Below are 26,779 nucleotides of genomic sequence, written 5' to 3'. Positions count from 1 at the left end.
CTCCCCTTCTCGACTTGTCAGCCGCCCTGGCGACCGATGATGCCCCCGGATTCGGCGTCGGCGATAAAGATGATCACCTTGCCGTCAGGAGTCTGCCACTGGACGAAATAGGCAGGGCGGCCCCCGTGGGTTCCCTGGGTCGTATTCAAGTGCCGGCCAGGGGTGCGCTGGGCAATGGCCGAAATCACTTGGGACAGAGGTGCCTGGCGTCCTGCGCGCACGGCGGCACGGGCGTCGTCCTGATCGCCCCGACCTGCCCCAAAGGACGAGCGCAGGTCGGCACCATACTGGGCCTGGGCCGTCACGGGGACCCCGGCGGCCAGCAGAGCTGTGATGAGGACGAGGTGTTTCATGACGACCGGTCTAAGCCTGGACGACTGAACCGTGGCTGAACGGCTCGCTTAGGGAACCGCTGGGATCGGCTGTCACCAAGGGTAGCGATCATGACCTTAACCGCCACGACGGGGGGCTGGCTTGGGGTGATAGGGCCGCTTGTTGCGCCAGCCTTCAGCGAACGCGGTGAGTTCAGCGTCGGGTTTCTCCGGCAGGGTAATCACCAGCCGCGCCAACAGGTCGCCACGCTGCCCGGTCGCATCGGGCAGCCCCCGGCCTTTGAGACGCAGCATCGCCCCGGAGTTGGAGCCCTTGGGAACGGTGAGCGTTACGGGCCCTTCAGGGGTCGGTGCCTCGACCTTGCCCCCCAGAACCGCATCATAGACGCTGACCGGTAGGTCCATCACCAGGCGCTCGCCCTCCCGGTGAAAGATCGGATGGGGGCGGACCACCAGCTCAATAAAGGCATCCCCCGGACCGGCCCGGCCTGGCGACCCCTGCCCCTTCAGGCGCAGGGTCTGCCCTTCGGCGGCGGCCTTGGGGATGGTCACATCGATGGTGCGACCGTCGGAAAAGGCGATACGCTTCTTGCCCCCGGCGATGGCCTCCTCGAGATCGATCTCAAGCTTGGCGCGCACGTCCGCGCCGCGGGCCACACCGCCACCAAAGCCCCCACCAGAGCCCCGCGCGCCGCCTCTGGCTCCAAACATGTCCCCCAGGATGTCGCCGAGATCGACCCCGTCGAAGGTTTCTGCCCGCGTCTGACCGCGCCGCCCCTCAAATCCGCCCGGGCTCCAGCCTGCGCCAAAGCCTCGCGCCGTCTCATGGCCGTCGGCATCGATTTCGCCGGCGTCGAACTTCTTGCGCTTATCGGGATCCCCCAGGATGTCGAAGGCCGCGCTGACACGCTTGAAGCGCTCCTCGGCAGCCTTGTCACCGGGATTGGCGTCGGGGTGGTGCTTCTTGGCGAGGTTGCGGAAGGCCTTGCGGATCTCGTCCTCGCCCGCGCCGCGGGGAACGCCCAGTTCCTGGTAGGGATCGCGCGCCAAGGGGGTAACCTCTTCTCTGGTCCGATAAGCTCTGTGGGCTCTAGATTGTGCAGCGCGCCAAGTCACGCAAGTGGCAATGTTGCATTTTTAACACACACCCTGTGGCGAGTGCGAACACGGCTTCAATCCCCGCTGCGATCTTCCAGGAGATCCCAGGCGGCGTAGGCCCAGGCATCCTCAGGGTCGGCCAGGTCATCCTCATTGAGGGTCTGACCTCGGATCGAGACCCCCGCTTCATGGACGCTTTCCGGGTCGCCCGTCACCAGGGGATGCCAGGCTGGAAGATCTTTACCTTCGTGCAGGCGCCTATAGGCGCAACTCAGCGGCATCCAGGGCAGCTTAGCGATATTGCCCGGGCTCAACTTTATGCAGTCGGGAACATGTTTGCGACGCTCAGCATAGTTCGAACAGGTACAGGTCTCAGGATCGAATAAGCGACAATGCACGCGGGTGGGGATAACTTGACCACTATCCTCGTCCTCGAAGCGAACGAGACAGCATAGACCGCAACCATCGCATAGGCTCTCCCACTCTTGAGCCGTCATCTGTTCGAGGGTCTTGGCGCGCCAAAAGGGTTTGTGCCTGCTCACGGGACCGTCCTAAACCCAAAGCGCCGCTAGAGACAAACACTCCGACGCCCCCGACCGACGCCAAACCTTCGAAAAACGTGAACGACTGGACCCTAGACCCCTACCGCTTTCCGGACGACGAGCCGGGCCGGCCACGCAGGCCCGGCGCGGCGCAGCCCGATGCCCCGGCGCCACAGACGGCCCCCGGCTCAGCTATCGGGCCCAAAGACAGCTTACCGCGGCCTGCACCGGGCAATCCTGCGCCAGACCATCAGGACGAAGGCTTTGGTCGACGCCCCCTGCCCCCGCCCGGAGGCGGTGGTGGACAGGGCAGCGGGCCCGGCGGAGAGGATCCCCCGTTCATCTTGCCCCGTCCGCCAAAGCAGCGTCGCTGGGGTTGGGTTTGGAAGTCCCTGGTTTTGGCCGGCGTGCTTTTGGCCGCGGTCCTCGTCGCCGGGGGCGTCTATATTCAGCAGCGGTTCCTGCAGGACATCCCTGAGCTTCCGGCAAGGGCTCAGCTTTATGCCTTCAACCGTGCGCCTGGGATCAAGTTCTTCGACCGAAACGGCGACCTGATCGCCACCCGAGGCCCGCGCTATGGGGACCGGGTGCGTCTGACGGACCTGCCACCGCATGTCCCCTTGGCCTTCCTGGCGGCGGAGGATCATCGCTTCTATCAGCACGGCCCTATCGACCTGCAGGCGATTGCGCGGGCGGCCTATGTGAACTTCCGGGCTGGCCGGGTGGTCCAGGGGGGATCGACCCTCTCGCAGCAGATCGCCAAAAGCCTGTTCCTGACGCCCGACCAGACAGCACAGCGCAAGCTGCAGGAGGCTGTCCTGGCCTGGCGCCTGGAACGGATGCTGACCAAGGACGAGGTACTTGAGCTCTATCTCAACCGGGTCTTTTTCGGGGCCAACACCTTTGGGGTGGATGGGGCGGCCCGGACTTACTTCGGCAAACCCGCCAGCCAGTTGACCCTGGCAGAATCTGCCCTGCTGGCGGCTCTGCCCAAGGCACCCTCCCGACTGGCCTTGACCAACGACATGCCCGCCGCCCTGGCGCGATCGCGCTGGGTGCTTCAGCGCATGCAGGAAACCGGCTGGATCACCCGGGAGGAAATGATCGCCGCCCAGAGCCAGACCCCGGCCCTGGCGCCGACGGCCACATCGTCCGACGGTCCGTATGGCTATCTCTTGGATCATGCCACCACCGAGGTTCTGCGGCGGATCGGGCCCAATTCCCCTGACCTCATGGTTCGTCTGTCGATCGACCCGGTGCTGCAGAACGAGGCCGCCCGGATCCTCAGCCAGATCATGGCCACCGATGGCGTGACCGCTGGGGCCGATCAGGCCGCCCTGGTCACCTTAGGCCCGGACGGCTCGGTGCGCGCCATGGTCGGCGGGGTGGACTACACCCGCAGCGTCTTCAACCGGGCGACCCAGGCCAAGCGCCAGCCCGGCTCGACCTTCAAGCCTTTTGTCTATGCGGCTGCCCTGGAGAAGGGTGTTCTGCCCACCGATATCCGCGTCGACGGACCGGTGAAATTCGGGGACTGGCAGCCCGGCAACTATGGCGAGGGATATCGCGGCTCCGTGACCGTGGAGACGGCCCTGTCGCGCTCCATCAACACGGTGGCTGTGAAACTGGGTGCCGAGGCCGGCGGCCCGGCGCTGGGTGACATCTCAGCCCGGTTTGGCTTGACCTCCATTCCGCGCAATCCAGACCTGTCGGTAACCCTGGGGGCCTTTGAAGTGACCTTGCTGGAGCTGACCAGCGGCTTCCAGGTCTTCCAGCAGGCCGGCGGACGCCTGACGCCCTCGATTATCGAGGAAATCCGGACCGTCGAGGGTGAGGGCGTGTTCGCAAGGGTTCCCTCCGCCCCCGTGCCGGCCCTGGATATCAGCCACGCCAGCATGATGGTGAAAATGATGGGCAAGGTGCTGGCACCCGGCGGAACCGGAGCGCGGGCCGCCTTTGACTGGCCGGCAGCAGGCAAGACCGGCACCAGCCAGAACTGGCGCGACGCCTGGTTCATCGGCTTCACACCGGAATACGTCACCGGCGTCTGGGTCGGCAATGACGACGACACGCCCATGAACCGGGTCACTGGGGGGGCCATCCCCGCTCAGATCTGGCGGCAACTGATGATCGAGGCGCACAAAGACCTGGAGATCCGCGAGTTCGACTGGCTGCTGCCTGACCCTGAACCCATGTTCGACGAGGACCCGCGCAACCCGTTTTACCAAGGTCTGGCCAGTGAGTTCGCCGATGCCGCTGTGCGGGCTGAGCCCCCACCCCTGCCGCCGGAACCCAGTCAGCCGCAGCCCCGGGACGCGTTCGACAACAGCCGCCCGCTCCCCGAGGATGACATCCCGTTCTAGCCAGCCCTTGACGCCACCGCCCAATCAGCGGCCGAGATAGGGATGGCGAAAGAAACGGTGCATATCCTCCAGTCGTACGTCGCGGGCCGAGGCAAAAGCCTGAAAGCTGAACCCCAGGTCGGCTGCGCCAACGCTGAGGAGGCCCGTCGCAAGGCTGAGCGGCTCGCGCCCAACCGCGTCGCTGTGGTCGCGTTCTCGGTCACGGCCGACACTGAGATGGGGGATTATGACGAGACCCCGGTGATCCATTTCCGCTCTGGTCCATTGCCGCCGCCGTTTGGCGAGGGCTGAGACGGCCACCGGCGCGCCAAGGGTGTTCAAACCCTGAGCGCTTGCAGGGCCGTCAAACCGCGCTATGTGCCTACCCCCATGAAGCCCCCCGTCCTTGCCCTCAAGAATGTCCGTCTCGCTGACGGGCCCCGCATGCTGTTCGACGGCGTCGATCTGGCGCTGGAACCCCGTAGCCGCGCCGCCTTGGTTGGGCGCAATGGGGCGGGCAAGTCGACGCTGATGCGCATTCTGGCGGGCCTGATGGAGGCCGATGACGGCGAGCGCGCGGTCACGCCGGGCACGAAGGTGGCCTATGTGCTGCAGGAGCCCTTGATCGAGGGCGAGACCCTGCTCGACCACGCCACCGCAGGCGGGGCGGCACCTCATGAGGCCGCCACGGCGCTTGAGAGCTTTGGCCTCGACCCCAGCAAGGCCGCCATCGGCCTCTCCGGGGGAGAAACCCGCCGGGTCGCCTTGGCCCGGGCCCTGGCCGAGGACCCCGATGTCCTGCTGCTGGATGAGCCGACCAACCACCTGGACATCCTGGCGATTGAAACCCTGGAAACGGCCATCGCCGCCAGTCGGGCCAGCGTGCTGATCGTCAGCCACGACCGCGCCTTCCTCGAACGGGTCACACAGCGCTGCTTCTGGCTTGAGAACCGCAAGGTGCGAAAACTCGACCGGGGATTTGGCGCCTTTGACGCCTGGGTCGAGCAGCTTACCGCCGCTGAGGCCGACGAGGCGCGCCGCCAGGACAAGGCCCTGGAGCGTGAAACCCATTGGCTGGCCAGGGGCGTCACCGGCCGTCGGGCCCGAAATGAAGGCCGCCGCCGAAGGCTGATGGAGATGCGCGAGGCCAAGGCTGAGCGCCTGCGAGACACTCGGGGATCGATGTCCATGGGCGTGGCCTCAGCCGGGACCTCAGGCCAGCGCGTGGTCGAAGTCAAAGGCCTCTCCAAGCGTTTCGGCGATCGGGTGATCCTGGACGATTTTTCCACCCGTATCCTCCGTGGCGATCGGATCGCCGTGGTCGGGCCCAATGGGGCGGGCAAGACCACCCTGGTCAAGCTGCTGCTCGGGACCCTGCCAGCCGACTCCGGCCAGGTAATCCTCGGGACCAATCTTGAGGTGGCCTATATCGATCAGGCCCGCGCCGATCTGAAGGACGACATGCTGCTCAAGGACGCTCTAGCGCCCCTGGGCGGGGACCAGATCATGGTTCGGGGCGCGCCCAAGCATGTGGCGGCCTATGCCAAGGAGTTTCTGTTCACCGACGCTCAGATCCGCCAGCCGGTTCGCAGCCTGTCGGGGGGTGAGCGAAACCGCCTGCTGCTGGCCAGGGCCCTGGCCCAGCCGGCCAATCTGATGGTTCTGGACGAGCCGACCAACGACCTGGACATGGAGACCCTCGACCTGCTGGAAGAGATGCTCTCCGACTATGAGGGCACCTTGATCCTGGTCAGCCATGATCGGGATTTCGTCGACCGGTTGGCCACCTCCACCATCGGCCTGAATGGACGGGGTCAGGTGGTGGAGACCCCCGGAGGCTGGCTCGATTTCCTGAGCCAGAACCCCGGCTTCTTTGGCGTCTCACCAGCCAAGGCCCCCGGTGGACGCCGGGGACAGCCCCTGTCGACGGGCTCGGCACCTGTGTCGGTGCCCCCATCTGCCTCCGGTTCAGGGACCCTCAAGACCAAGGGGGCAAAGCTGTCCTACAAGGAGCAGCGCAGGCTGGAGGAACTGAACGGTCTGATCGCCGACTTGCCTGGGCAAATCGCGCTCCTGGAACAACAGTTGGCTGATCCAGCGCTGTATGGCCGTGATCCAGCGGCCTTTGATCGCTTCGGCCTCGCCCTGGCAAAGGCTCGGGAGAAGCTTGAGGCGGCTGAACTGGAGTGGCTGGAGCTGGAAGAACGCCGGGAAGCCCTTGAGGCGGGCCGCTGAACGGCAGCCGCATCTTCCTGTGGACAATTTTTTCTCTGAAGTTTCAGGATAAAGGGATGCGCGTCCACAGACGGTCCCCAGCTTGTCCACCGCCGAGTCACAAGGTGACGCAAAGAGCCATACTCGGGGCGCTTGCTGCCTAACGGGTTCGGGGTCAAAGTCAAGGGGTCGAGAGGGACCGCAGCCCTGGCCAACCGGGAAACCGAGAGGCAGATGGAGCGGAAGGCCTCAGGACCCGCGGCGACGGGGAGACCCGGCGCCCAGGTGCCAGAGACACCAGTGTGACGGAAACCTGCGGGGAAGCCCGTGCTCGAAGTCACGCTGACCTAGCGACACAGGTCCGAAAGGGTCTGGAATGAGGGCGACGCTGCGGCCTGCCGCAGCGCCGCCCTCTTGCCATGGGCGGCATCCTGGCCGTGTGGTGCGAGACCGTCGGGCGCGCCCTTGGCCTATGCAGGGCTGTACGACTTAACCATTTGGCGCCACAGCTTGACGATAGTGTCCCCAGTTCGGGGAGCAGGACACCCATGGTCATCAGCAAGGACCTCCAGCGCGATACTTTGCTGGGGCTGGTTCTTACCCTCGGCTTCGGCGCGACGGCGCTGTTTTGTGTCGCCCTGACCCGGGAAAGCGGCGGGGTGGCCGCGCTATGGCTGCCGAGTGGCCTGCTCGCCGCGGGTTTTGTCCTTCTTCCCCTTCGCCGTGCGGTCGTCCTGGCGGCGGCCTGCACCCTCGCCGGCGTGGCGGTCAACATCTCGATAGGCGCGCCCCTGAGCGCCCTGCCGATCTATGCGGGCCTCAACCTGCTGGAGGCGACTGTCGCGGCCTTGCTGGTACGGCGTATTTGCGGAACCCGCCGGCGCATCTCAGATCTCTCGACTCTGCTGCGGATCGCTGTGTTCGCCATCGTCCCCACCACAGCGCTTACGGCCCTGATCGCCGGGATGACACTGGGGTATCTCACACACTCCGCCCAAGAGATCATGATCGGCTGGTTCACAGCCAACGCGCTGGGTATGGCGATCACCCTCCCCACAGTGCTGCTGCTCGTCGATCACCGGGAGAGCCAGAGGCCCAGCCGGTCCAACGTCGAACAGTTCATTGTCTATGGGCTCGTGGCGGTCACCAGCGCGGTGGCCTATATGCCCCACACCGTGCCAGCGCCCATGCTGCTGACCCCGGCTCTGGTGGCCGCAGCCTTCCGCCTGGGACCAAGGGGCGTTGCCCTGTCGACGCTGATGATGGCGATCATCTCGATCACCATGGTTGCCCTCGGCCCCCCAGATCAAAGCGGCCTGAGCCAACCCCAGCAGATCCTCAACCTACAGTTCATCATCGCCACCGCCCTGTTCACCAGCCTGTCGGTGGCCTTGATCGTGTCGGAACAGGCCCGGACCCGGCGGCTCCTGGACATGCGCACAAGGGCGGCCAAACGCGCCCAAGCCAGGGCCCAGGCGGCCGATGCGGCCAAGAGCGAGTTTCTGGCCACCATGAGTCATGAAATCCGCACGCCGATGAACTCCATTCTGGGGTTCACCCAGACCCTTCGCCGACGGGACGACCTACCCGATGAGGCCCGCCGGCAACTGGAGCTCATCCACCGAGCGGGCGGGTCGCTGCTGGCGGTCGTCAACGACATTCTGGACTATTCGCGCCTGGAGACCGGCGAGGTTGAGCTCGCCCTTCAACCCCAGACGGCAGTCGGCGTGGCTCAGGACTCCCTGGAGATCATTGCCCCGTCAGCCGAGGCTAAGGGGTTGGACATTCGATTGGAACAGACCGGGCCAACAGACGCGCTGGTGATGATCGACGACCTGCGGGTACGGCAGATCCTGCTGAACCTGCTGAGCAATGCCGTGAAATTTACCGCCGCCGGACAGGTGCTTCTCAAGCTCACCGCCCGGGATCAGGGCTCAGACGTGCTGCTTCGGTTCGAGGTGCAGGACACCGGGGTCGGGATCCCCCGCGACCTCATGCCCCGTCTGTTCCGCAGGTTCTCCCAGGCGGATTCCTCAGTCAGCCGCGCCTTCGGCGGATCGGGCCTGGGTCTTGCGATCTGCAAGGGCCTGGTGGAGGCCATGGGAGGGCTGATCGGGGTCAAGAGCCAGCCCGGTGCCGGCTCGACGTTCTGGTTCGAGATCGTTGCCGACCATGCCCGCGCCGATCGGGCGCAGACCGAGCCCGACCTCGAGGCCGCGCCGGCCCAGGCCCTGGGCCGGGTCAGGGTGTTGCTGGTGGACGACCACGCCATGAACCGTGATCTTGGGGCTACCGTCCTCGACCTCTTGGGTTGCGATGTCGAGTTGGCCTGCGACGGCGCAGAGGCCTTGGAGATTGCCCGCAAGGGTGGCTTTGATGCGATCTTGATGGATATCCATATGCCCGTCATGGACGGGGTGGAGGCGACGCGAATGATCCGCGCGCTGGAGGGGCCAGCCGGCCAGGTCCCGATCATCGCCATGAGCGCTGATGTGATGCCTGAGATGATGGAAAGGTGCCGCCGGGCGGGCATGTCAGACACCTTGGGCAAGCCTATCCAGATCGAAGCCCTGAACAATGCCCTGGCCCGCTGGACCCAGGACCCCCGTAAACCCTCCGACGCGCAGGTCATTCCCGCCGTCGCATGACCTCCAAGCCGCTTGGCGGCGGGACGACGGCCCCCTACCTATAGGGCGGGTTTGGATTCCGGGGGTCGATCATGAAGCTGCTGCGCCACTTCGCCATTGCTTTGGCCGCCTTGGCCTGCGCCTGCGCGCCGGCAACAGACACAGACGAGGTCACCGGCGCAGAGGGCTTGACCACGGTCCGTTTCGCCACCGATTGGCGCGCTCAGGCGGAGCACGGCGGTTTTTACCAGGCGCTGGCCACGGGCGAATATGAGAAGCGGGGCCTGAAGGTCGAGATCGTCCAGGGCGGGCCAGGGGTGAACGTCCCGCAGCTTCTGGCGGCCGGCGCGGTCGACATGGGCATGGGCTCCAACAGCTTCATTGTTCTGAACCTGGCCCAGGAGAAGGCTCCGGTGAAGGCCGTGGCCGCCTTCATGCAGAAGGATCCCCAGGTCCTCATCGCCCACCCTGATCAGGGGATCGAGACCATCGAGGACCTGAAAGGTCGGCCGATCCTGCTGTCGGACGCTTCGGTCACGGCCTTCTGGGTGTGGCTGAAGGCCAAGTACGGTTTCACCGATGATCAGGTCCGCAAGTACACCTTCAACGCCGCGCCCTTCCTGTCGGACAAGCGCGTCGCCCAGCAGGGCTATGTCACCTCGGAGCCCTATACGATCGAGAAAGAGGCGGGCTTCACCCCGCAGGTCTTCCTCCTGGCCGACAACGGCTATCCTGGCTATGCGACCATGGTCCTGGCGCGGGACCCGTTGATCGCCGAGAATCCCGAAGCCGTCCGCGCCTTTGTCGAGGCCAGTATCGCGGGCTGGAGGTCCTATCTGGACGGCGACCCGTCGCCAGGCGACGCCTTGATCAAGGCCGATAACCCCGAGATGACGCAGGACGTGCTGGATCAGGCTCGGGCAAAGCTGAAGTCCTACGGTATCGTCGATGGCGGTGATCCTGCCCTGACCGGCCAGATGACCGAGGCCCGCTGGAACGAATTCATCGATATGGCCAAGGCGCAGGGGGTCTATCCGGCCGACCTGGATGCCCGCTCGGCCTACACCCTCGACTTCCTGCCCTAGGTCGCCATTGATGGAGCCGTTCGTCGCCGAACTGGCGCAGGTCGAGGTTGAATATGGCGGGGGAAGCCTTGCCCTTGGCCCAATCGACCTTGGTCTCGCGCCAGGTCAGATCACCGCCCTGGTAGGCCCGTCGGGCTGCGGCAAGTCCACGGCTCTGCGCCTCCTGGCGGGTCTGGAGGCCCCCACACGAGGGGGGGTTCGTCGCACCGCTGGCCGGGGTGAAACCTCGGTGGTGTTCCAGGCCCCGACCTTGGCACCTTGGCTGTCGGCCCTAGACAATGTCGCCCTGCCCCTCGAACTGTCAGGGCTACCCCGCGCCACCGCTCGGGACCGGGCTGAGGCGGCTCTGGGGCGGGTCGGTCTGGCCGCTGCGACGAATGCGCGACCCGCACAGCTGTCTGGCGGCATGGCCATGCGGGTGTCGCTGGCCCGTGCCCTGGTCACCGAGCCGCGCCTGCTGCTGCTGGACGAGCCCTTTGCCGCCCTTGATGAAATCACGCGCAGGTCGCTGGCCGACGATGTCCTGCGCCTGTGGGCAGAGACCCGGCCGGCCATCATCTTCGTCACCCACAGCGTCGAAGAAGCCGTCTACATGGCCAGCCGCGTGGTGGTGTTCAGCCGTGGCCCGGGCAAGATCGCCGGCGAACTGACCGTGGCTGGCCCTGCCCCGCGCCCTGAGGGTTTCCGCACCACCGAGGCCTTCCGCGCCACGGTTGAGGCGGTATCGCGGGTGCTGGCCAAGGGCATGGAGATGGCCCCATGAGGCGACTGCTCGATCTCCTTGCGCCCCTTGCCCTGATTGTCGTTCTGCTGGCGGGCTGGGAGATCGCCTGCCGGGCGCTGGAGATTCCGGCCTATTTCCTGCCCACCCCCAGCGCGGTGATCGCCAGTCTTTGGACCGACGCCCCGACCCTGCTGATATCAGCCGGCAACACCCTGACCATGGCGCTGGCGGCCCTCATCATGGCCAGCTTGACGGCTCAACTGTTGGCCTTGCTGGTGGCGCTCAGTCCGATCCTTGAGCGGGCCATCAAGCCCCTGGCGGTGGTGCTTCAGGTGACGCCGGTGGTCGCCATCGCGCCGTTGGTGGTGATCTGGGCGGGGATCGACCATCCCGAACGGGCCATCATCGCCCTGGCGGCGGTCGTGGCGTTTTTCCCCATATTCTCCGGGGCGGTCACGGGCCTGAAGGCTGCCGATCCCGACCTGGAGCGGTTGTTTGATCTCTACGGCGCAGGCCGGGTGAAGCGGCTGTTGCGCCTGCGCCTTCCGTCAGCCGTCCCCTTCCTGCTGGAAGGCCACAAGGTCGCCGCGGGCCTTGCCCTGATCGGGGCCGTGGTCGCGGAGTTTGTCGCCGGATCGGGCGGTGCCCAGGGCCTGGCCTGGCGCATTCTGGAGGCCGGAAACCGCCTGCAGACCGCCCGCATGTTCGCCGCCTTGGTGGTCCTTGGGCTCATGGGTGCCCTGCTCTATGCGGGACTGGCCCGGCTCGAGCGCTCGGGCCTTCGCTGGTGGCGTGGCCGTTAGTCGCAGGTTAAGCCGACTAACCTAGAACGGGACGGCCATGAGTCTGTCCATCGCCTCCGTTGCCCTGTCTGCTGGCCTTGCGCTGGCGAGCGCCGTCCCGGCCCTGGCCCAGACGGTGAGCCAGGACCGCTATGGCCCGCCCCCTGCCAGCGCTTTCGGCGGCCCAGCTGGACCCAATGCCCACTCCGGACCGATGTTGAGCTGGGCTGGTAAGCGCGGCGGGTCAACAACCAGCGCTCCGGCGGCCTATGCCCGCCCTGAACCCATGGCCCTGGCCCGGCAGTTCATACCCCAGCTGGCGCTGCAATCCGCCCCGCAGGCGGCCCCCATAGCGCCCTTCGGGCCAACAGCCCCATCGCCCGCCGCAGTCATGGCGCCCATACCGCCTCAGGTTCAGCCGCAAGGTGCGGCGCAGGGCCCGTTGCCGCCGCAAGCCCTAGCTGCAGCGCCCCTGCCTGCCCCCGACCTCCTGGGCGGCCCACCGCAGGGGCCCCTGCCGACCTCCATCTACGGAACGACGGCACCGCAGCCGCAAGCGCCCGTTCAGCAATGGGCGCAGGCACCGCAGATGACATCGCCCGCATCGCCGCCACAGGCCGCCCCAGCCCCGGCACCAACCCCCGGCGTCAGATCTGGGGGTGCGCATCTCTATTCGCTGCACCGGGCCTACGGGATGACTCCCGACGCCATTCCGCCGCCCCCTATCGGGGACAATTACATACTGGTCGGCCCTTCTTCTTCGCCCAATGAACCGGACGACGCCGAAGACCCCGCCCAGGGCCTAGACCGCCAGTTCTGAGACGCAACATGTCCACGTCCAAGCTGCACGACCTGATCTCCCTGGCCAATGAGCCCTCCAGCGCCCGACGGCGAGAGCTGTTGCGCGGGGTGACCGACCTGTTCTTCGCCGGCGACGGGCTACACGCCAGCTCTGAGCTCAATCTATTCGATGATGTGATGGGCCAGTTGGCCAGCGACATGGAGGAGGCTGTCCGCGAGGAGCTCTCCCGCCGTCTCTCGGCCGCCTCGGCTCCGCCGCGACACCTGCTGCGGGATCTGGCGCGGGACACTTCAATCGCCGTCGCCGAGCCTATCCTGACTGGCTCGTCGGCCCTGACGGACGATGACCTGCTGGCAGTCGCCCACACCCGTGGCCAGGATCACCTGCGGGCCATCAGTCAGCGGCCCACCGTGTCCGCTGCCGTGTCGGAGGCGATCGTCGAACGGGGGGATGACCAGACCCTGGATACGCTGCTGCGCAATGATGGAGCGACCCTGTCGCGGGAGTCCCACGAACGGGTCATTGATCGGGCGGCCGCCAATACCGCCCTCCATGCGGCCATTGTGCGGCGTCGCGCGGTCCCAATGGACCTGCTGAACGAAATGTACTTCGTGGTCGAAGCCAAGCTGCGCGACGCGATCCGCGAGCGCAACAGCGAGGTCGATCCCGAGGCGCTGGAACAAGCCCTGGCTGCCGGACGCAAGAGCCTCGCCACCCGGGACGGGGCCCTGCCGGACGACTTCGAGGACGCCGAACGCGCCGTTCGCCTGCTCAAACTGCGGGGCGGGATCACCCCGCCGGTGCTGGCCGGATTCCTGCGTAACCGCGAGACCACCAAGTTCCTGGTCGCCTTGTGCGAACTGGCTGATATCGATTTTGGGACCGCCCGGAGAATCCTTGAGCGCCGTGACCTCGACGCCCTTTCGATCGTCTGCAAGGCGGCCAGCTTTGATCGGTCACTTTACCTGACCTTCGCGGTGCTGATCCTCGACCGGGAAACCAATGCCATGGGCCGGGCCCGCGAGTATGGCGAGCTCTATGAGGCTCTTCCGCAGGAAGCCGCCCAGCGGACCATTCGCTTCTGGCGCGTCCGCCGCCAGACCGGTGACGTGGCCGCCGCCTGAGCCATAGCCCTTCAGGCCGTTGGCTGACTTCAGGAACCTGTCGGGCTGAGACAACGCGCGGCGATGACAGTGCCCGTTTCGGACGGCCGCTGCCGGATATGATAGCGGTCCAGGTCAGTGATCTGGCCAAGGCCAGCGAAGGGCTCCCGGGCCGATTCAAGCGCGCGCATCTCGGCCGCAATGTCCCGACCAACCCCGTCCAGGCGAGCCCTCGCCTCCGCGCTGGCAAACCGCGGCAGGGCGGGAAGAGCGTCCAAAACTGCCCGTTCAGCCCGCAGGTCTGCCAGACCATCATCGATATAGGCCAGACAGACGAGCTCGCTCAGACGGGCCAGGCGCTCCAGGCGCTCGACCTCAACACCGGCTCGCGGATCCCCGGCCGCTTGGGCGCGGCGGTACCAGTCCAGGGCTACAGCCAGGTCAATGCTCAGACCACCCTCGCCGATCTCATAGGCGGAGCCCAGGGCGCGCATGGCCTCACCGACTCCCCCCTCAGCGGCCTGCCGGCGCCAGTGCAAGGCGCGTGATCTGTCCTGGGGCAGCCCGCCTAGACCTTGCTGATAGTATGAGGCCAGGTGCTGCATCGCCCAGGGCTCGCCGCCTTCCGCCGCCTGGCTGAACCAGCGCCGGGCTTCAGCTTGGTTGCGGGTCAACCCTCCGAGACCGCCGTTATAGAAGAGCCCCAGACGAAGAGCGCCGCGGGCATTTCCGGCCGCCGCCGCCCTGCGATACCAGTCCAGGGCCGCAGCCTCGTCAGGGGAGAGTCCGCCCCAGCCAAACTGCTGATATTCCCCCACAGCGGCCAAGGCAGCAGGCTCGCCGGCCTCGGCGGCGGTCATCAGACGCTCCAACGAGGCTGGGGATCGGCCGCTCGCACCCTCCGACGCCTGAGCGGTCGATGATCCAAGGCCAAGGCAGAATATCACCCCAAACATGATGGCGGGGACCACCCACGAGAGTCCCGCGCGGCTCATTCCGTCGCCTCCCCAAGCCTGACCATGACCCGGTCTTCGGCGGCTGATGGGCGCGTAGCATAGGCGGCGTGGGTCAGCAGCAGACGCGCACTGAAGTCCATGTCGCAGGGATAGACATGCAGCTGAGCGGGCCGCCCGGCCTCGGTGATCTCGCCGATGATCGGCACCGCCCCGTGGGGACAAGCCCGCTCCCGACGATCACTCCCCGGTTCCGGACGGCGAAGGGGTAGCGGCGAACGGGGCTGTGCCGGCTCCCAGGCCCGGCAGGGGTCTGACCAGGCCGACTCCATCGCGGCTGCGGCGATGGCGCCCAGCTTCCCGCTGCTGGGAGGAAAGCGCTCATCGATGCTGGGCGGCGGGGGCGAGGTCCATTGGGCGGCGGCCAGCGGATCCGCTGGCGGGGGCGGCGGGGGCGGCGGCGGAGCCGCCCAGTCGATCCTCTGTCGCCAGAACCACCACTGGCCGTCAGGCTCCCGCCAGGCCACCGCCCTGTCCTCGATCTGATAGTGGCGATAGGGCGGGATAAAGGCCCGAACGATGATCAGCGCCTCATCCGAGGGCCTCAAATCAGTGCCTTCAGGGAGGGTTGCACGGGCCAGATAAGGTGTCAGTCGGGCCTCATCCGCACTCACCTCGTCCACGGTTCTAACCAGATCAGCCTGCAGTCGACGCCAGTCGAGGTTGGCCAGTCGGGCGCACTGGGTTCTGGGGGGCGGTCCGGATGCCGGCGTGACGGCCGCCGGCTGAGCAAAGACGGGCACAGGGGCGGCAGTCTGGAAGACCAGACCAAGGCCAAGCGCCAGGGCCAGGACCCGTCGCCCTGCGCCGGAAGCTACGCTCATGGCTTCAGCTCTGACGGCAGGCCAAGGTCGCGGGCCACTCGAAAGCCGAGATCATTGGTCCGCATGCCGATGCTCATCTGACTGCGTCGCGCCGATCTCACATCCTCGGCTGGGGAGGCCCCGCCACCGCCGCGCATGACCCGCAGGCTGCAGGCCTTGTCGTCTTTGCTGGTGCCACCATGGGCAGGGGTGGGGCTGGCGTCATAGCAGTCGGCCACCCACTCCCATACATTGCCCAGCATGTCGTGCAGACCAAAGGCGTTCGCCGGGTAGCTCCCCACGGGCACCGTGCGGCGAAGTCCGCTGCGCTCATAGTTGGCGTCCGCCGGGGTGATCGCCTCGCCTGTATGGTGCAGGCCCGAGGTTCCAGCCCTTGCCGCATATTCCCACTCCACCTCGCTGAGCAGGCGGTAGGTCCGGCCGGTTCGGTCAGATAGCCAGCCGACATAGGTCTGAGCCTCATTCCAGTCGACCTGGATCACGGGTCGGCGCCCACGGCCCCATCCTGGCTCATCCTGGCTCCAGGGCGCTGTGCAGACGCCATCGGCGAGGCAGGCGTCCCACTCGTCGAACGTGACTTCGAAACGTCCCACGGCGAGGGGCCGATCAAGGGTCTGCCGTTCCTGTGGGCTTTCATTGGCCTCGCCAGCGCCCGGTTCGGAGCCCATGAGGAAACTGCCGGAAGGGATCACCACCATCTCGGGACAGACCTGCGCACAGTCACGGAACAGCTCCCCAACAGCAGGTGCGGTCTGCGCCGCCCCTGCCGGGGCCATCAGCAGGGCCGTCGTCATAATCGTCAGCGAAATCAATAAGGGTTCCTGTCACGGTCTCGGTCCGAGCGTTCCCGCCGGTCCTTGTCCCAATGACGGCCGTCGCCGCCCTCCCATCGGTCGTAGTGCCGATGGCGGTCATGGGGCGAGGGGCCAAGGTAGGGCGGCCGGGCCACCACGCCTGGGGGCAATGGGCATAAGGTAGTCACTTCGCCATTTAGGGAGACATGCCGGACGCAGCGGGTTTCCTCGGCCAGTTGCGCGGTTCCGGCCGCCATGGCGCTTGTGGCCAGGGCCAGGCCCTCCAAGAAGGCCGGGTCTGTGGCGCAGGCGGAGAGCCCCAGGGCCATGGCGCTGGCCGCCAGAGGCGCAGGCCACCGCCTGAACCCGGGCCGTCCTCGCCCGATCGGTCCAAATCGTGACTGCCGCATCGGCCTCCCCCCGCAAACCAGCTGACCACCCCAGTTAGGTGATGATCATCGCCTGACGCTACGGGCGACAAGCCTCATTCGCAGGGAGTCGACATGAAGCGCAGATGAACGGCCCACTACGCGGCGCTTAGACCCCGTCGCGGGGGATGGCGCGGATGCGCAGGCGCTCCATGGCGTCGATAGCGATCAGGGTGAAGGAGCGCAGGCCCTCTTCGGCAAAGACATCCAGAGCCGCCTGAAGGGCCAGGGCGGCGGAGGCCCGTTCACCGCGGTCCTTGCCGGTGATGTCGAGGCGGGCCTCATAGATGCGGGCCAGATTGACCTGGGCCAGGGCCCAGCTCACCGGATCGGTCTTGGCCCGACGATGGGACAGCTCGATCTTGAACGCCGCCTCGGCAGCGTCGAGCACAGCGAGATCGCCAGACAGCTCAGCCGAACGGGCCAGGCAGAGGGCCCGGCCATTGGACACCTCGGCGCGAAGGGCCAGGCCCGGGACTTCGGCCAGCACCAGGCCAGCCCGCTCATAGCAGGTGACCGCCTGCTCAAAGGCCCGCTCACCGGCTGTGGCTTCGCCGAGAATCTGGAGGGCCAGACCCAGGCTGGCCTGGCTCCGGGCCCAGTCCATGGGGCTATGGTCGCGGGACAGGTCCTCGACCACGTCGGCCAGGCAGGTGACCGACTCCAGGATCTGTTCGATCTCGCCGTTGACCTCTCCCATCAGCGCCAGGATCTGACCGCGCAGACCGGCTGCCCGGGCATGGGCCAAGGGCTCATAGGCCCCGTCGAGGCCCCGGGCGACCTCGGCGGCCTCATCCAAGGCCACCTGCAACAAGTCCTGATCCTTCAGTCGAGCGCCCCAGCCGGCCATCATGTCAGCGCGAAGGGTACGGGCCTCCGCAATCAACAGGTGGGCGGCCGAACAGCGGCGGGCCAGGATCTGCAGCTCGGCGATCGGCGCGGAGAAACGGGCAGCTGTGACCCGGGCCGCCTGAGCGTCCCCCAGACTCATGCGCCGACGGCCTTCGATAAGGGCCAACCCCACCTCTGCCAGCGGGCCGGCGAGCCCCCCCTTTGCAGCTTCGCGGGCTTCACGGAAGGCGACCTCAGCGGCGGCATCGAGGCCTTCGTCGCCAAACAGTTCCGCCCCCAGGAGGGTACAGAAGCCCTGTTCGCAGCGGGCACGGGCCCAGCCTTCGGGCCGACGGTCACGGTCAAAGGTCTTGGCGGCGGCCTCGGCCTGGGCGGCGGCCTTACGCAGCATGGCCGCGTCCCCGGACCGGCGGGCGACTTCGCGCCAGACAATGGCGGCTTCCAGCTGACGCTGGGGCTTGTCCTTGCCGCTCACACGGCCAGCGGCCATGTCTGCGGCCCGGCCTTCGTTGTGCAGCAGGGTGAGATCCAGCAATTCAAGCAGAGTCGCGTCGCCGCCGGCCAGCCCATCGCGGGTCGGCCGCCAGGCACCCTGCCCGCCGAAAATCCGCTTCAGCTCCCGGCCGAACTCGAACATGCCGCGCCACTCCGTCCATCAGAGTCCCAGCGCGGGACGCCCCGCGCGGGTTCAGATGAGACAGAGCAAAGCCGGAGCCGCGACGATTAACAAGTGATTAACTCGTCAACATGGTTAACGGAACCTTATCGGTCCCTAGCAAAATGGATTAGTTTGCAAAGCTGAGCGCACGCCTGACTCAGGCGAAAACTGCTGTCTGCTCTTCGGGATGAAGGATGCGCCAGCCGCCCGGCGCAAGGTCTTGCGGCAGGGACAGGGCACCGATCTGGTCCCGGTGCAGGGCTTCCACATGGTTGCCGACAGCTGCGAACATCCGCCGCACCTGGTGATAGCGCCCCTCGGTGATGGTCAGGCGCGCCTCGTGGTCGGAAAGGGGCTCAAGGACCGCCGGCGCCAGGGGCTCGGCCTCGGACTCCAGCACAAGGGTTCCTGCAGCGAATATGGCCGCCTCGTCTCCCCGCAGGGGCCTGGCCAGCCGCGCCACATAGCGCTTGGCCACCTGGCTACGGGGGGCGATGACCCGGTGCAGCAGGGGACCATCGTCGGTGATCAGCAGGAGCCCTGTGGTATCGAGGTCCAGGCGGCCAATGGTCGAGAGACCGGGCATCCGCGCCCGCCAGCGCCGGGGCAGCAACTCATAGACGCTGCGGCCCGGCTCACGATGGGAACAGACCACGCCTAAGGGCTTGTGCATGATGAGGGTCAGCGGCGCAGGGGGATCGACCGGCACCCCCTCAACGGTCAGGCGAGCTGGAAGGTCGGCCACCACTGCGACTTTCTGGCCGCCATCGCTGATGGCAACGCCGTCAAAGACCACCGCACCCTTGCGGACCAGGCCCTGGACCTCCCGCCTTGACCCGTAGCCCAGATTGGCCAGCAGGCGATCCAGCCGGGCCATCGGGACCTTGCTCACCGGCGCGCCTCATAGAGCTTGTAGCCGCCCTCCTCGGCCAGGAGCTTGACCTTGGACCCGAAGCTGTCGGCGAGGGGGCGCTCATAGGGCAGATGGCGGTTGGCCACCATCAGCAGCTTGCCCCCATGCCGCAGCGCGCTGGCAGCCTGGGCGATGAAGGCTGCGCCCAGGGCCCGGTCTTCGGCACCCCCGTCATGGAACGGGGGGTTCATCACCACGAAGTCGAGATCCTTCAACCCTGATCCTGTGGCGCGAATATCGGCCCAGACCACGTCGACCCGGGGGTCGTTCACGTTGCGCCGGGCGCAGTCCACGGCCCGGCGGTCGATATCGATGAGGGTCAGGCGCGTAACGGCGGGCGAGGCCAGAACCCCATGGGCCAGCAGGCCAAGGCCGCAGCCGAAATCGGCGCCGACCCCAGACTGAGCCGGGAGGCGGCCAAGCAGCAGGGCTGTGCCAGGATCGATCCGGTCCCAGCTGAAGACACCGGGCTGGGTCCAAAGGCCAAGAGACTCCGAAAGGCGCGGGGCACCAGACACCATGGCCTCCATCAGGTCAGGTGCGGCTGGGCGCAAGACCTCACAGATGCGGTGATGGCGTCGAGCGTCCTCGGCGACTTCCAGACCGAACGCCTTCAACTCCTTGGCCAGGCGGGAACCACCCTTGGCCTTGGGCGCCAGGGCGACCAGGGCGCCGTCCACCTTCAAGGCCCGCAGCGCCTGGGCCAGGACATAGCGGCGCTCCACCGTGCCCGGCGGGGCCAGGACGGTGACCCGGTCCAGCGACTGGTCGGCGAACTCTTCAAGGGTCGCAGAGCCCGGGATCAGCGGCGAGACCTGCGCCGCGCCAGAGCTGACTTCGGCCAGTTCCCGCGGTGGCAGGCCATAGACAGCCTCTGTGGTCATGGCTCAGGCCCGTTCCTTCGAGCGCTCGAACCGGACCTTGGGATAGCGCTCGGCCACATAGCCAATCTCCCAGGTCGACTTGGCCAGAAAGACAGGCTGGGCGTCGATGTCGCTGGCCATGGCCCCGCGATGCTTGCCCGCGAAGTCCTCCACATCGACCGCCTCGCCGCCCAGCCAGCGGGCTTCGGCATAGGGGGCGGGCTCAAAGGCCACCTCCAGCTGATATTCGTTGGCCAGGCGGTCAGCCATCACTTCGAACTGCAGCTGGCCCACCGCGCCAACGATGAAGTCGGCCCCGATGTTGGGGCGGAACAGCTGGGTAACGCCCTCCTCGGCAAGGCCCTCCAGAGCCTTCTTCAGGTGTTTGGCCTTCAGCGGATCCTTGACCCGCACCCGCTGGAGGATTTCCGGGGCGAAGTTGGGCAGACCGGCAAACCGCAGGGTCCCGGTCTCCGACAAGCTGTCGCCCACCCGCAGAACCCCGTGGTTGGGGATGCCGATGACGTCGCCAGCAAAGGCCTCCTCGGCCAGTTCCCGGTCGGAGGCGAAGAACATGATCGGCGAATTGACCGACAGCTGCCGGCCAGTGTTCTGCACCTTCAGCTTCATGCCCCGGTTGAAGCGCCCGGAGGTCAACCGCAGAAAGGCCACCCGGTCGCGGTGATTGGGATCCATGTTTGCCTGGATCTTGAAGACAAAACCCGAGACCTCCCGGTCGCCTGGGGCCACATGGATCGTCTCCCCGTTCCGAAGCGCCGGAACGGTGTGCGGCGGCGGGGCATAGGCACCCAGACCCTCGAGCAGCTCGGCGACCCCGAACTTGCGAAGGGCCGAGCCGAAGAACACCGGGGTCATGTGGCCTTCCAGGAAGGACTGCGGGTCAAAGGGCTTGGAGGCCTCCTGCACCAGCATGGCGCCCTCCTCCACCTCGGCCTGTTCCTCCGGGTCGAGATAGGAGACCACGGCGTTGGACTTAAACGCGATCGGGTCGGGATGGCCGTCCTCGTCGGCGGTCTTCTTGGCAAACGGCAGGAAGCGGCCCCGGCGCAGGTCCACCATGCCCTTGAACCGCCCGCCCGAACCGGCCGGCCAATAGAGGGGCGCGGGATCCAGCGCCAGCTTGGTGGAGATCTCGTCCAGCAGTTCGAAGGGGTCCTGGGCCTCCCGGTCCATCTTGTTGATGAAGGTGACGATGGGGATATCGCGCAGGCGGCAGACCTCGAACAGCTTCAAGGTCTGCGGCTCAATGCCCTTGGCGGCGTCCAGCACCATGACCGCGGCGTCGGCGGCCGTCAGGGTGCGGTAGGTGTCTTCGGAAAAGTCCTCGTGGCCTGGGGTGTCCAGCAGGTTGAACATCAGCCCGTCGTGGTCGAAGGTCATGACGCTGGCCGAGACGGAGATGCCCCGCTCGCGCTCGATCTTCATCCAGTCCGACCGGGTGCGACGGTTCTCGCCCCGGGCGCGGACCTGGCCGGCCGCGCGGATCGCCCCGCCGGCCAGCAGCAGGTTTTCCGTCAGCGTGGTCTTGCCGGCGTCCGGGTGGGAGATGATCGCAAAGGTGCGGCGGCGCGCGGCCTGGGCGGCAGGAGATTGAGTCATGGGCGCGGGTTAGCGCGCCTGCCGTTCAGACGCAAACGGCGTGCCGACGATGGGGTCAGGCCGCCAGACGGCGCCACACCTGCCGATCACAGGCCAGGGTGTCGAGGTGGCCTTGGTTCTGACGGATCAGCAGGTCGTCCAGAGCGCCTCGGCCCAGTTCCGCAAAGCGGATGCTGACCTCCTGGGGGTTGGCCCCAAAGCCTGGAACCACGAACAGGGCCGCATTGATGGTCGGGGCCTTGGCCGAGATCAGGGCGGCCAGCCGACGGGCGCGGTTCGGGCGCTCGACATGCAGCAAAGGGGTCTCGGCATAGAGCTCCTGGCCCATACGCATGATCGCGGGAAACGACAGGGCGCGAAACCGGTCGGCCATCAGGCGCGGAGACAGCTTCATCTCAGAAAGATCGAGCACCACGTCGTTCATGAGGAAGAGCATTGCGCCATACGCCTACACTGTCGGGGGAAGGCGCATCCTGCCCCGACCGGGCTTTCGGTTCCGTGGACGAAACCGGTTAACGCTGCAGCAAGACCTCAGATCAGGTTTCTTCCACCGGCTCGGTGAGGAAATGACGGCCCTGCTTGTCTTCCACCTCGACCACCCAGATGTCGGGGTCGATGCGGGCGGCGCGGGCGACATAGGCGTCCACCTCCGGCTCGTCGGTGGCGAGGGTCGGGCGCATCCAGATCCGTTCGCCGTCGCCCCGAGTGGCCTCGGTATAGAGCCGGACCGTCTTGTCAGACAGATTGACCGCCTTGACCAGGACAGCGCCGGCCCGGGCGTCTCCCTTGCGCGCCACCACGCCAAAGCCGCCAGACAGCTCGGCGCGGCGGATCAGGGCCGCAGCCCAGACGTCGGTCGACAAGATCATGCCGGTTCACTCCCAGAAGACGTGCCCCGCATAGGACACGGGTCGGGGGTGGCTGCAAGCCACCCGCAGCGGCAGTGGGAAAGTCGAGGCTGCTAACCGAACGACAACTGCTCGGGGGCTAAGGGTGGACCGAGGGCCGCAGAGCCACATGGTGTGAAGTGAGGTGGACGTATGACGATCGGGCGCGAAACGGCGCGGCGTCGGACGGCGAAGTGGGCAGGGGCGGTCGCCGCAGCGGGACTGCTGGTTGCGCCGCTCTCTGCGCTTGCCGGTCCCCTCGATCTCTATATCGAGCGCACGGCCATGGCTGCCGCCGATCTCCGTTGCGGCTTCTTTGATGCGGGCCTGCGCGCCGCCCTGGAGGCCGGCAGGGTGCAGACCCGAAATGCCGCCATGCGCGGTGGGGCCAGTGCCGAAGATCTGTCTAGAGCCGATGCCCGCGCGCGAGCCTCTGCGGCCACGGTAGTCTGCGACTCGCCGGCAGTCTCTGCCGCTGCCGCCCATGTCCGCGATGCCTTCCAGGGCTTCGCAAAGCTGCGGCAGATGACCTATCCCGGTGAGACCGCCGACTGGCGGGCCGACCGGTCCTCCAGCGCTGAGGTGCACCGCTGGCGCCTTGCGCAGGAGACAGACTTTGCCGGCGGTCAGATGGTGTTTGGCCTGGCCGGCCGGGACACTCGACCGGTCCTGCTGGCCCTGGCCAGTTTCGAGGACGGCCGTGCGCCCTACGGCGCGCGACTGGTGCTGCGCGATGAAAGCCGGGCCAGCCGACCGTATCTTGACCTGCGCGGGGACAAGGATCTGACCCGGCGGCTGCCACCGGCAGGGGCGCTTCGAACCTATGCCGCCGAGGCGCGCAGCAAGGCTGGCCTTGATCTGCGCCCTGAAACCATGGGCGCCGGCTGGGCCTTCCGCTTCCCCAAGGAGGCCGCCGCACGTCTGTCAGCCCTGCACCCTCGGGAAGCCGTGGCGGTAGAGTTCCTGTTCGCTGAAGGCCCCCCACGCCGGGTCTATGTGGAAGTGGGCGACTTTGCGGTCGGTCGTGCGTTCCTGCAGATGGCAGCGCGTTGAAGGCTAAGAGCCTGACCCTAGGACTCGGCGTGGGTCTCGGCCCGTTCGGGTTGGCTCAGCACTGGGTCCTGTCCTAGCTGATAGGGTGCCAGCAGCACGGGCAACCGCACGGTGACGGTGGTGCCCTCGCCCAAGACACTCTCCAGTATCATCTCGCCCCCATGCAGCTCGGCGAAGCTGCGCACCAGGGAGAGACCAAGGCCCGTTCCTGCCGCCCGCCGTTCAGCGTCGCCTGCCTGCTCATAGGGACGCCCGACGCGGGCCAGGTCCTGCGGGCTCATGCCCATGCCGGTGTCGGCGACCACCAGCTCCATCATGCCCCCCACCGCCTGCAGGCCGACGGTCACCGCCCCGTGGCGAGGGGTGAACTTCAGCGCATTGGAGACCAGGTTGAGGGCAATCTGTTTCAAGGCGCGACGATCGGCATCGATCTCAAGGGACTCGCGGGGCAGAACCCCGCGCAGCTGCACACCGGCCCGGTCAGCCTGGCCGCGCATCAGGCGCAGCACAGCGTTGACGGCCTCGCGGCCATCGAAGACTTCCCGGCTAAGCTCGAAGCGCTCGGCCTCGATCTTGGACATGTCCAGCACATCGTTGATCAGGTCGAGCAGATGGCCGCCAGACTCATGGATCAACTCGGCATACTCGCCATAGCGGTCGGGCAAGGGCCCAAACAGCCGTGAGCGCATGATGTCAGAAAAGCCCATGATGGCGTTCAGAGGCGTGCGCAATTCGTGGCTCATATTGGCCAGGAAGCGCGACTTGCCCGAGTTCTGCGCCTCAGCCTCGGCACGGGCGGCTTCAAGTTCCGCCACCTGTGCGCGCCTGGCCTGACCATCGGTCAGCAGGGCCACCAGTCGCATGGAGCGTCCGAGGCGCAGGCGCACCTCGATCGAGGCTTCCGGATGGGCAGCGGGGGCGAAGGCAAATTCGGCGTGACCCTCCCGCAAGGCGACCTGGAAGGCTCGGGCCAGTTCGTGCCGCCCCTGGGGCTGGGCCAAGTCGAAGAAGACCTGGCCAGCCAGATCCTGCCCAGCCAGAGATTGACCATAGGCACCGGCGATGCGCCCGTCTGGCAGGATGTCGAGGAGTTGCGCGGGCTGCTCACTCAGCAGGCGCTGGAGCCGCGCCAGGGCACCGGCCTGCGCCCGGTCCTTCACCTCGATGCGGCGGTGCAGACTGACCACTCCCAGGGCAAATCCCCCCACAGTGGTGGCCAGGGCCACACCCATCATGACCAGGTCGACCTGTCCGGTAACACCGCCGCCGCCGCCCAGAAGACTCACCAGGAGTCCAAGTCCAAAAAGGGCTAGCGCCACCGCACCGGCGGTCGCAGCGCTTTTGGGCCGCCCCGCCATCAGGCTGGCTGAGAGCGGAGCCAGGCACCAGACGCCCAGGGGGCCCAGAGCACCACCGCTGAGCAGCATCGCCAGACCCGGCCCGACGGTCCAGACAACCAGCCGCAGGCGTGGGTCGAAACGACGCCGTGCAAGGTGAAGCGACAGATCCACAAGGGCAGGCCCGCCGGCCAGGGCAAGGATTAGGGCACGGCCCAGGGGCCCGCTGGCAAGGACGAAGGCCGCACCTCCGGCCACCAGGGCGAGCCAGCCTGCGCTCCACCAGAAAGCCTCCGCCGAGGGGGCGGCCGAACCTCGGGTGAGGCGATCGGGCTTGGCGTCCATGCTTGGATCGGGTCGCAGTCTGGCGCTCACGGGGTGGAATCGCTGTTTAACAACCCCTGACCCTATCTCTGGCTCCCCCCTGTAGCGAGCCCGCTCGCCCCTGGCGCGACATAGTCGGGGGCCAAAGCCCGCTCATTTCGGGCCGTCGGACCAACGGGAAACCATTTTGTAAGTCCACGCCCCCAAGTTGGACGGCTGTATTGTCCAACCCACGAGCCCCATCCCATGCCAGATGCGGCCCCCCGTCGCCTCGCAGACAGCCCTCTCCCAGCCTCAGCCCACCAGGGCGAAGCTGCGGTTCGACGACAGGCGCGGCGGGCGGTCTATGAGCGGATGGAAGCCAGGGCCGAGGAACAGCGGCGGTCGTTCCTGCGGATGGTCAGCCATGAGCTACGCACGCCACTCAATTCTATTCTCGGCTTCTCCGAACTGATCGCGGCGGAGATCTACGGCCCTGTAGGAGCCCCGGAGTACAAGGAATACGCCACACTCATCCGCGATAGCGGTCAGAAACTCCTGGCCCTGGCCAATCAGGTGCTGGAGATCGCGCGGTTAGACAGCGGGACGGCCGACCTGGCGGCGGGGCGTGAGCCTCTCGATCACGTGTTGGATGATGTGCTCGACAGTCTTGCCGAGGTGATTCAAAGCCGACGTGCCGAGGTGGTGATCGAGGGTCAGGGGACGCTGCCAGACATTGTCGCAGATCCCCGAGGGGTGCGTACCGCCCTCACCGCCTTGCTCAGCAACGCCCTGGTCCACGGACCAGAGGGGGGCAAGGTGAAGATCACCGCGCAAAATCAGGACGGCGGGGTCACCTTGATCATGACTGACCAGGGGCCTGGCGTGCCCCCCCAGGACATACCCCGTCTGTTGAAGCCTTTCGAGCAGGGGGAGAACGCCCTGATCCGCCGGGGCGAGGGTGCCGGCCTCGGTTTGCCCCTGGCCTACATGCTCTGTCGCAGTATGGGCGGAGGTCTGAGCCTTTCCCCTGGTCCTGAGGGCGGCTTGAAGGTGGCGATCCGACTGGCCGCGCCCGCGGCCTGATCAACGGGTTTTGCCGCAGACGCGTTGCGCCAAGACCTCCGGCCCCCTAAGTGCGGACGCAGATGGACGCTATCCAGAAAACCCTCGACGACTTGGCAGAGGAATTCGACCTCCTGGGGGACTGGGAGGAACGCTATCGCTATGTGATTGAGCTGGGCGCCGAACTGGCCCCGCTCAGCGAGGCCGAGCGGTCCGACGCCAACAAGGTGCGCGGCTGTGCCAGTCAGGTGTGGCTGGTCACCGAGCCGCAGGCCGACGGTGCCGTGGTGTTCCGTGGCGACTCTGACGCCCATATCGTCCGAGGCCTCGTCGCCATCCTGCTGCGGTTGTTTTCTGGGCGGCGCCCTGCCGACATCCTGGCCTTTGACGTACGCGGGGCGTTTCAGCGGCTGGGACTGTCGGGGGCTCTGTCCACCCAACGCGCCAACGGTCTGGCCTCGATGGCTGAGCGGATCGCCCGGGATGCTGCAGCGCTGAACGCGGCCAACGCCTGAACC

25 protein-coding genes are annotated in these 26,779 nt (G+C 66.8%); 12 read left to right on the top strand and 13 right to left on the bottom strand.

Annotated elements, in window-relative coordinates:
- Positions 1–17: 17 nt before the first annotated feature.
- The 3 genes from MH112_RS05460 to MH112_RS05450 all read right to left on the bottom strand — a co-directional run bounded on the left by MH112_RS05460 (position 18) and on the right by MH112_RS05450 (position 1,972).
- Complete coding sequence (locus MH112_RS05460; RefSeq protein ID WP_296564975.1) at positions 18–353, bottom strand: hypothetical protein; 336 nt, start codon at positions 351–353, stop codon at positions 18–20.
- Positions 354–449: 96 nt separating this feature from the next.
- Complete coding sequence (locus tag MH112_RS05455) at positions 450–1,382, bottom strand: J domain-containing protein (RefSeq protein ID WP_296564972.1); 933 nt, start codon at positions 1,380–1,382, stop codon at positions 450–452.
- 122 nt (positions 1,383–1,504) lie between these two features.
- Complete coding sequence (locus MH112_RS05450; RefSeq protein WP_296564969.1) at positions 1,505–1,972, bottom strand: YcgN family cysteine cluster protein; 468 nt, start codon at positions 1,970–1,972, stop codon at positions 1,505–1,507.
- A gap of 344 nt (positions 1,973–2,316) precedes the next feature.
- Between MH112_RS05450 and MH112_RS05445 the strand changes: the two genes are divergently transcribed.
- The 9 genes from MH112_RS05445 (at position 2,317) to MH112_RS05405 (ending at position 13,672) form a co-directional block, all read left to right on the top strand.
- The gene (locus tag MH112_RS05445) at positions 2,317–4,335 is read left to right on the top strand and encodes a PBP1A family penicillin-binding protein (RefSeq protein ID WP_365786296.1); all 2,019 of its coding nucleotides are present in this window, start codon (positions 2,317–2,319) and stop codon (positions 4,333–4,335) included.
- A gap of 42 nt (positions 4,336–4,377) precedes the next feature.
- Positions 4,378–4,626 (top strand): hypothetical protein, encoded by a 249-nt coding sequence (locus tag MH112_RS05440; RefSeq protein ID WP_296564964.1) that lies wholly within the window; start codon positions 4,378–4,380, stop codon positions 4,624–4,626.
- A gap of 66 nt (positions 4,627–4,692) precedes the next feature.
- Positions 4,693–6,549, top strand: a complete 1,857-nt coding sequence (locus tag MH112_RS05435) for an ABC-F family ATP-binding cassette domain-containing protein (protein WP_296564962.1) — start codon at positions 4,693–4,695, stop codon at positions 6,547–6,549.
- 527 nt (positions 6,550–7,076) lie between these two features.
- Positions 7,077–9,176 (top strand): MASE1 domain-containing protein, encoded by a 2,100-nt coding sequence (locus tag MH112_RS05430; protein WP_296564959.1) that lies wholly within the window; start codon positions 7,077–7,079, stop codon positions 9,174–9,176.
- Positions 9,177–9,247: 71 nt separating this feature from the next.
- Positions 9,248–10,240 carry an ABC transporter substrate-binding protein gene (locus MH112_RS05425; protein ID WP_296564956.1) on the top strand — a complete coding sequence of 331 codons (993 nt, stop codon included), beginning with the start codon at positions 9,248–9,250 and terminating at the stop codon, positions 10,238–10,240.
- 10 nt (positions 10,241–10,250) lie between these two features.
- Positions 10,251–11,003, top strand: coding sequence for an ABC transporter ATP-binding protein (locus MH112_RS05420; RefSeq protein ID WP_296564953.1), 753 nt, complete (start codon positions 10,251–10,253; stop codon positions 11,001–11,003).
- Positions 11,000–11,767: an ABC transporter permease gene (locus tag MH112_RS05415; protein ID WP_296564951.1), complete on the top strand. Its 768-nt coding sequence runs from the start codon at positions 11,000–11,002 to the stop codon at positions 11,765–11,767. Before MH112_RS05420 ends, MH112_RS05415 begins: the two co-directional genes overlap by 4 nt.
- A gap of 37 nt (positions 11,768–11,804) precedes the next feature.
- Positions 11,805–12,566 (top strand): hypothetical protein, encoded by a 762-nt coding sequence (locus MH112_RS05410; protein ID WP_296564948.1) that lies wholly within the window; start codon positions 11,805–11,807, stop codon positions 12,564–12,566.
- 8 nt (positions 12,567–12,574) lie between these two features.
- Positions 12,575–13,672 (top strand): DUF2336 domain-containing protein, encoded by a 1,098-nt coding sequence (locus MH112_RS05405; protein WP_296564945.1) that lies wholly within the window; start codon positions 12,575–12,577, stop codon positions 13,670–13,672.
- 29 nt (positions 13,673–13,701) lie between these two features.
- Here the strand turns inward: MH112_RS05405 and MH112_RS05400 are convergent, their stop codons facing one another.
- The 9 genes from MH112_RS05400 to MH112_RS05360 all read right to left on the bottom strand — a co-directional run bounded on the left by MH112_RS05400 (position 13,702) and on the right by MH112_RS05360 (position 22,485).
- On the bottom strand, positions 13,702–14,511 hold the full coding sequence (locus MH112_RS05400; protein ID WP_296564943.1) for a hypothetical protein: 810 nt from the start codon (positions 14,509–14,511) through the stop codon (positions 13,702–13,704).
- Positions 14,512–14,642: 131 nt separating this feature from the next.
- Complete coding sequence (locus MH112_RS05395; protein ID WP_296564938.1) at positions 14,643–15,488, bottom strand: hypothetical protein; 846 nt, start codon at positions 15,486–15,488, stop codon at positions 14,643–14,645.
- Positions 15,485–16,282, bottom strand: coding sequence for a formylglycine-generating enzyme family protein (locus tag MH112_RS05390; RefSeq protein WP_296564935.1), 798 nt, complete (start codon positions 16,280–16,282; stop codon positions 15,485–15,487). The genes MH112_RS05395 and MH112_RS05390 overlap by 4 nt, the downstream gene beginning before the upstream one ends.
- Positions 16,283–16,819: 537 nt before the next feature.
- Positions 16,820–18,199 carry a hypothetical protein gene (locus MH112_RS05385; RefSeq protein ID WP_296564933.1) on the bottom strand — a complete coding sequence of 460 codons (1,380 nt, stop codon included), beginning with the start codon at positions 18,197–18,199 and terminating at the stop codon, positions 16,820–16,822.
- 178 nt (positions 18,200–18,377) lie between these two features.
- Entirely contained in the window at positions 18,378–19,112 is a 735-nt protein-coding gene (locus MH112_RS05380) for a pseudouridine synthase (RefSeq protein WP_296564930.1), read from the bottom strand.
- Positions 19,109–20,017, bottom strand: a complete 909-nt coding sequence (locus MH112_RS05375) for a class I SAM-dependent methyltransferase (RefSeq protein WP_296564927.1) — start codon at positions 20,015–20,017, stop codon at positions 19,109–19,111. Before MH112_RS05375 ends, MH112_RS05380 begins: the two co-directional genes overlap by 4 nt.
- A 3-nt stretch (positions 20,018–20,020) precedes the next feature.
- Positions 20,021–21,616, bottom strand: a complete 1,596-nt coding sequence (locus MH112_RS05370; protein ID WP_296564924.1) for a peptide chain release factor 3 — start codon at positions 21,614–21,616, stop codon at positions 20,021–20,023.
- A gap of 55 nt (positions 21,617–21,671) precedes the next feature.
- Complete coding sequence (locus MH112_RS05365; RefSeq protein ID WP_296564921.1) at positions 21,672–22,052, bottom strand: hypothetical protein; 381 nt, start codon at positions 22,050–22,052, stop codon at positions 21,672–21,674.
- A gap of 100 nt (positions 22,053–22,152) precedes the next feature.
- Complete coding sequence (locus tag MH112_RS05360; protein WP_296564919.1) at positions 22,153–22,485, bottom strand: DUF1491 family protein; 333 nt, start codon at positions 22,483–22,485, stop codon at positions 22,153–22,155.
- A 171-nt stretch (positions 22,486–22,656) separates the two neighbouring features.
- Here MH112_RS05360 and MH112_RS05355 point away from each other — a divergent pair, with 171 nt between their 5' ends.
- A complete protein-coding gene (locus MH112_RS05355; RefSeq protein ID WP_296564917.1) occupies positions 22,657–23,556 on the top strand; it encodes a hypothetical protein in 900 nt (299 codons plus the stop codon).
- A gap of 17 nt (positions 23,557–23,573) precedes the next feature.
- Here the strand turns inward: MH112_RS05355 and MH112_RS05350 are convergent, their stop codons facing one another.
- On the bottom strand, positions 23,574–25,238 hold the full coding sequence (locus MH112_RS05350; RefSeq protein WP_296564915.1) for a HAMP domain-containing sensor histidine kinase: 1,665 nt from the start codon (positions 25,236–25,238) through the stop codon (positions 23,574–23,576).
- A gap of 225 nt (positions 25,239–25,463) precedes the next feature.
- Here MH112_RS05350 and MH112_RS05345 point away from each other — a divergent pair, with 225 nt between their 5' ends.
- Positions 25,464–26,282, top strand: coding sequence for a HAMP domain-containing sensor histidine kinase (locus MH112_RS05345; protein WP_296564913.1), 819 nt, complete (start codon positions 25,464–25,466; stop codon positions 26,280–26,282).
- Positions 26,283–26,344: 62 nt separating this feature from the next.
- On the top strand, positions 26,345–26,776 hold the full coding sequence (locus tag MH112_RS05340; RefSeq protein WP_296564911.1) for a SufE family protein: 432 nt from the start codon (positions 26,345–26,347) through the stop codon (positions 26,774–26,776).
- Positions 26,777–26,779: the final 3 nt, after the last annotated feature.

Source organism: Phenylobacterium sp., from assembly GCF_022402485.1.
Classification (GTDB): Bacteria; Pseudomonadota; Alphaproteobacteria; order Caulobacterales; family Caulobacteraceae; genus Phenylobacterium.
Note: the sequence above shows the minus strand (reverse complement) of the source record. Positions and strands in the feature narration are given on the sequence as shown.

Coding starts and splice junctions, on each gene's coding strand:
- MH112_RS05385 (WP_296564933.1), bottom strand. CDS start 18,199: ATGTTCGAGTTCGGCCGGGAGCTGAAGCGGATTTTCGGCGGGCAGGGT.
- MH112_RS05460 (WP_296564975.1), bottom strand. CDS start 353: ATGAAACACCTCGTCCTCATCACAGCTCTGCTGGCCGCCGGGGTCCCC.
- MH112_RS05395 (WP_296564938.1), bottom strand. CDS start 15,488: ATGAGCGTAGCTTCCGGCGCAGGGCGACGGGTCCTGGCCCTGGCGCTT.
- MH112_RS05425 (WP_296564956.1), top strand. CDS start 9,248: ATGAAGCTGCTGCGCCACTTCGCCATTGCTTTGGCCGCCTTGGCCTGC.
- MH112_RS05405 (WP_296564945.1), top strand. CDS start 12,575: ATGTCCACGTCCAAGCTGCACGACCTGATCTCCCTGGCCAATGAGCCC.
- MH112_RS05350 (WP_296564915.1), bottom strand. CDS start 25,238: ATGGACGCCAAGCCCGATCGCCTCACCCGAGGTTCGGCCGCCCCCTCG.
- MH112_RS05340 (WP_296564911.1), top strand. CDS start 26,345: ATGGACGCTATCCAGAAAACCCTCGACGACTTGGCAGAGGAATTCGAC.
- MH112_RS05440 (WP_296564964.1), top strand. CDS start 4,378: ATGGCGAAAGAAACGGTGCATATCCTCCAGTCGTACGTCGCGGGCCGA.
- MH112_RS05360 (WP_296564919.1), bottom strand. CDS start 22,485: ATGATCTTGTCGACCGACGTCTGGGCTGCGGCCCTGATCCGCCGCGCC.
- MH112_RS05390 (WP_296564935.1), bottom strand. CDS start 16,282: ATGACGACGGCCCTGCTGATGGCCCCGGCAGGGGCGGCGCAGACCGCA.
- MH112_RS05430 (WP_296564959.1), top strand. CDS start 7,077: ATGGTCATCAGCAAGGACCTCCAGCGCGATACTTTGCTGGGGCTGGTT.
- MH112_RS05420 (WP_296564953.1), top strand. CDS start 10,251: ATGGAGCCGTTCGTCGCCGAACTGGCGCAGGTCGAGGTTGAATATGGC.
- MH112_RS05355 (WP_296564917.1), top strand. CDS start 22,657: ATGACGATCGGGCGCGAAACGGCGCGGCGTCGGACGGCGAAGTGGGCA.
- MH112_RS05415 (WP_296564951.1), top strand. CDS start 11,000: ATGAGGCGACTGCTCGATCTCCTTGCGCCCCTTGCCCTGATTGTCGTT.
- MH112_RS05375 (WP_296564927.1), bottom strand. CDS start 20,017: ATGACCACAGAGGCTGTCTATGGCCTGCCACCGCGGGAACTGGCCGAA.
- MH112_RS05410 (WP_296564948.1), top strand. CDS start 11,805: ATGAGTCTGTCCATCGCCTCCGTTGCCCTGTCTGCTGGCCTTGCGCTG.
- MH112_RS05370 (WP_296564924.1), bottom strand. CDS start 21,616: ATGACTCAATCTCCTGCCGCCCAGGCCGCGCGCCGCCGCACCTTTGCG.
- MH112_RS05400 (WP_296564943.1), bottom strand. CDS start 14,511: ATGACCGCCGCCGAGGCCGGCGAGCCTGCTGCCTTGGCCGCTGTGGGG.
- MH112_RS05365 (WP_296564921.1), bottom strand. CDS start 22,052: ATGCTCTTCCTCATGAACGACGTGGTGCTCGATCTTTCTGAGATGAAG.
- MH112_RS05345 (WP_296564913.1), top strand. CDS start 25,464: ATGCCAGATGCGGCCCCCCGTCGCCTCGCAGACAGCCCTCTCCCAGCC.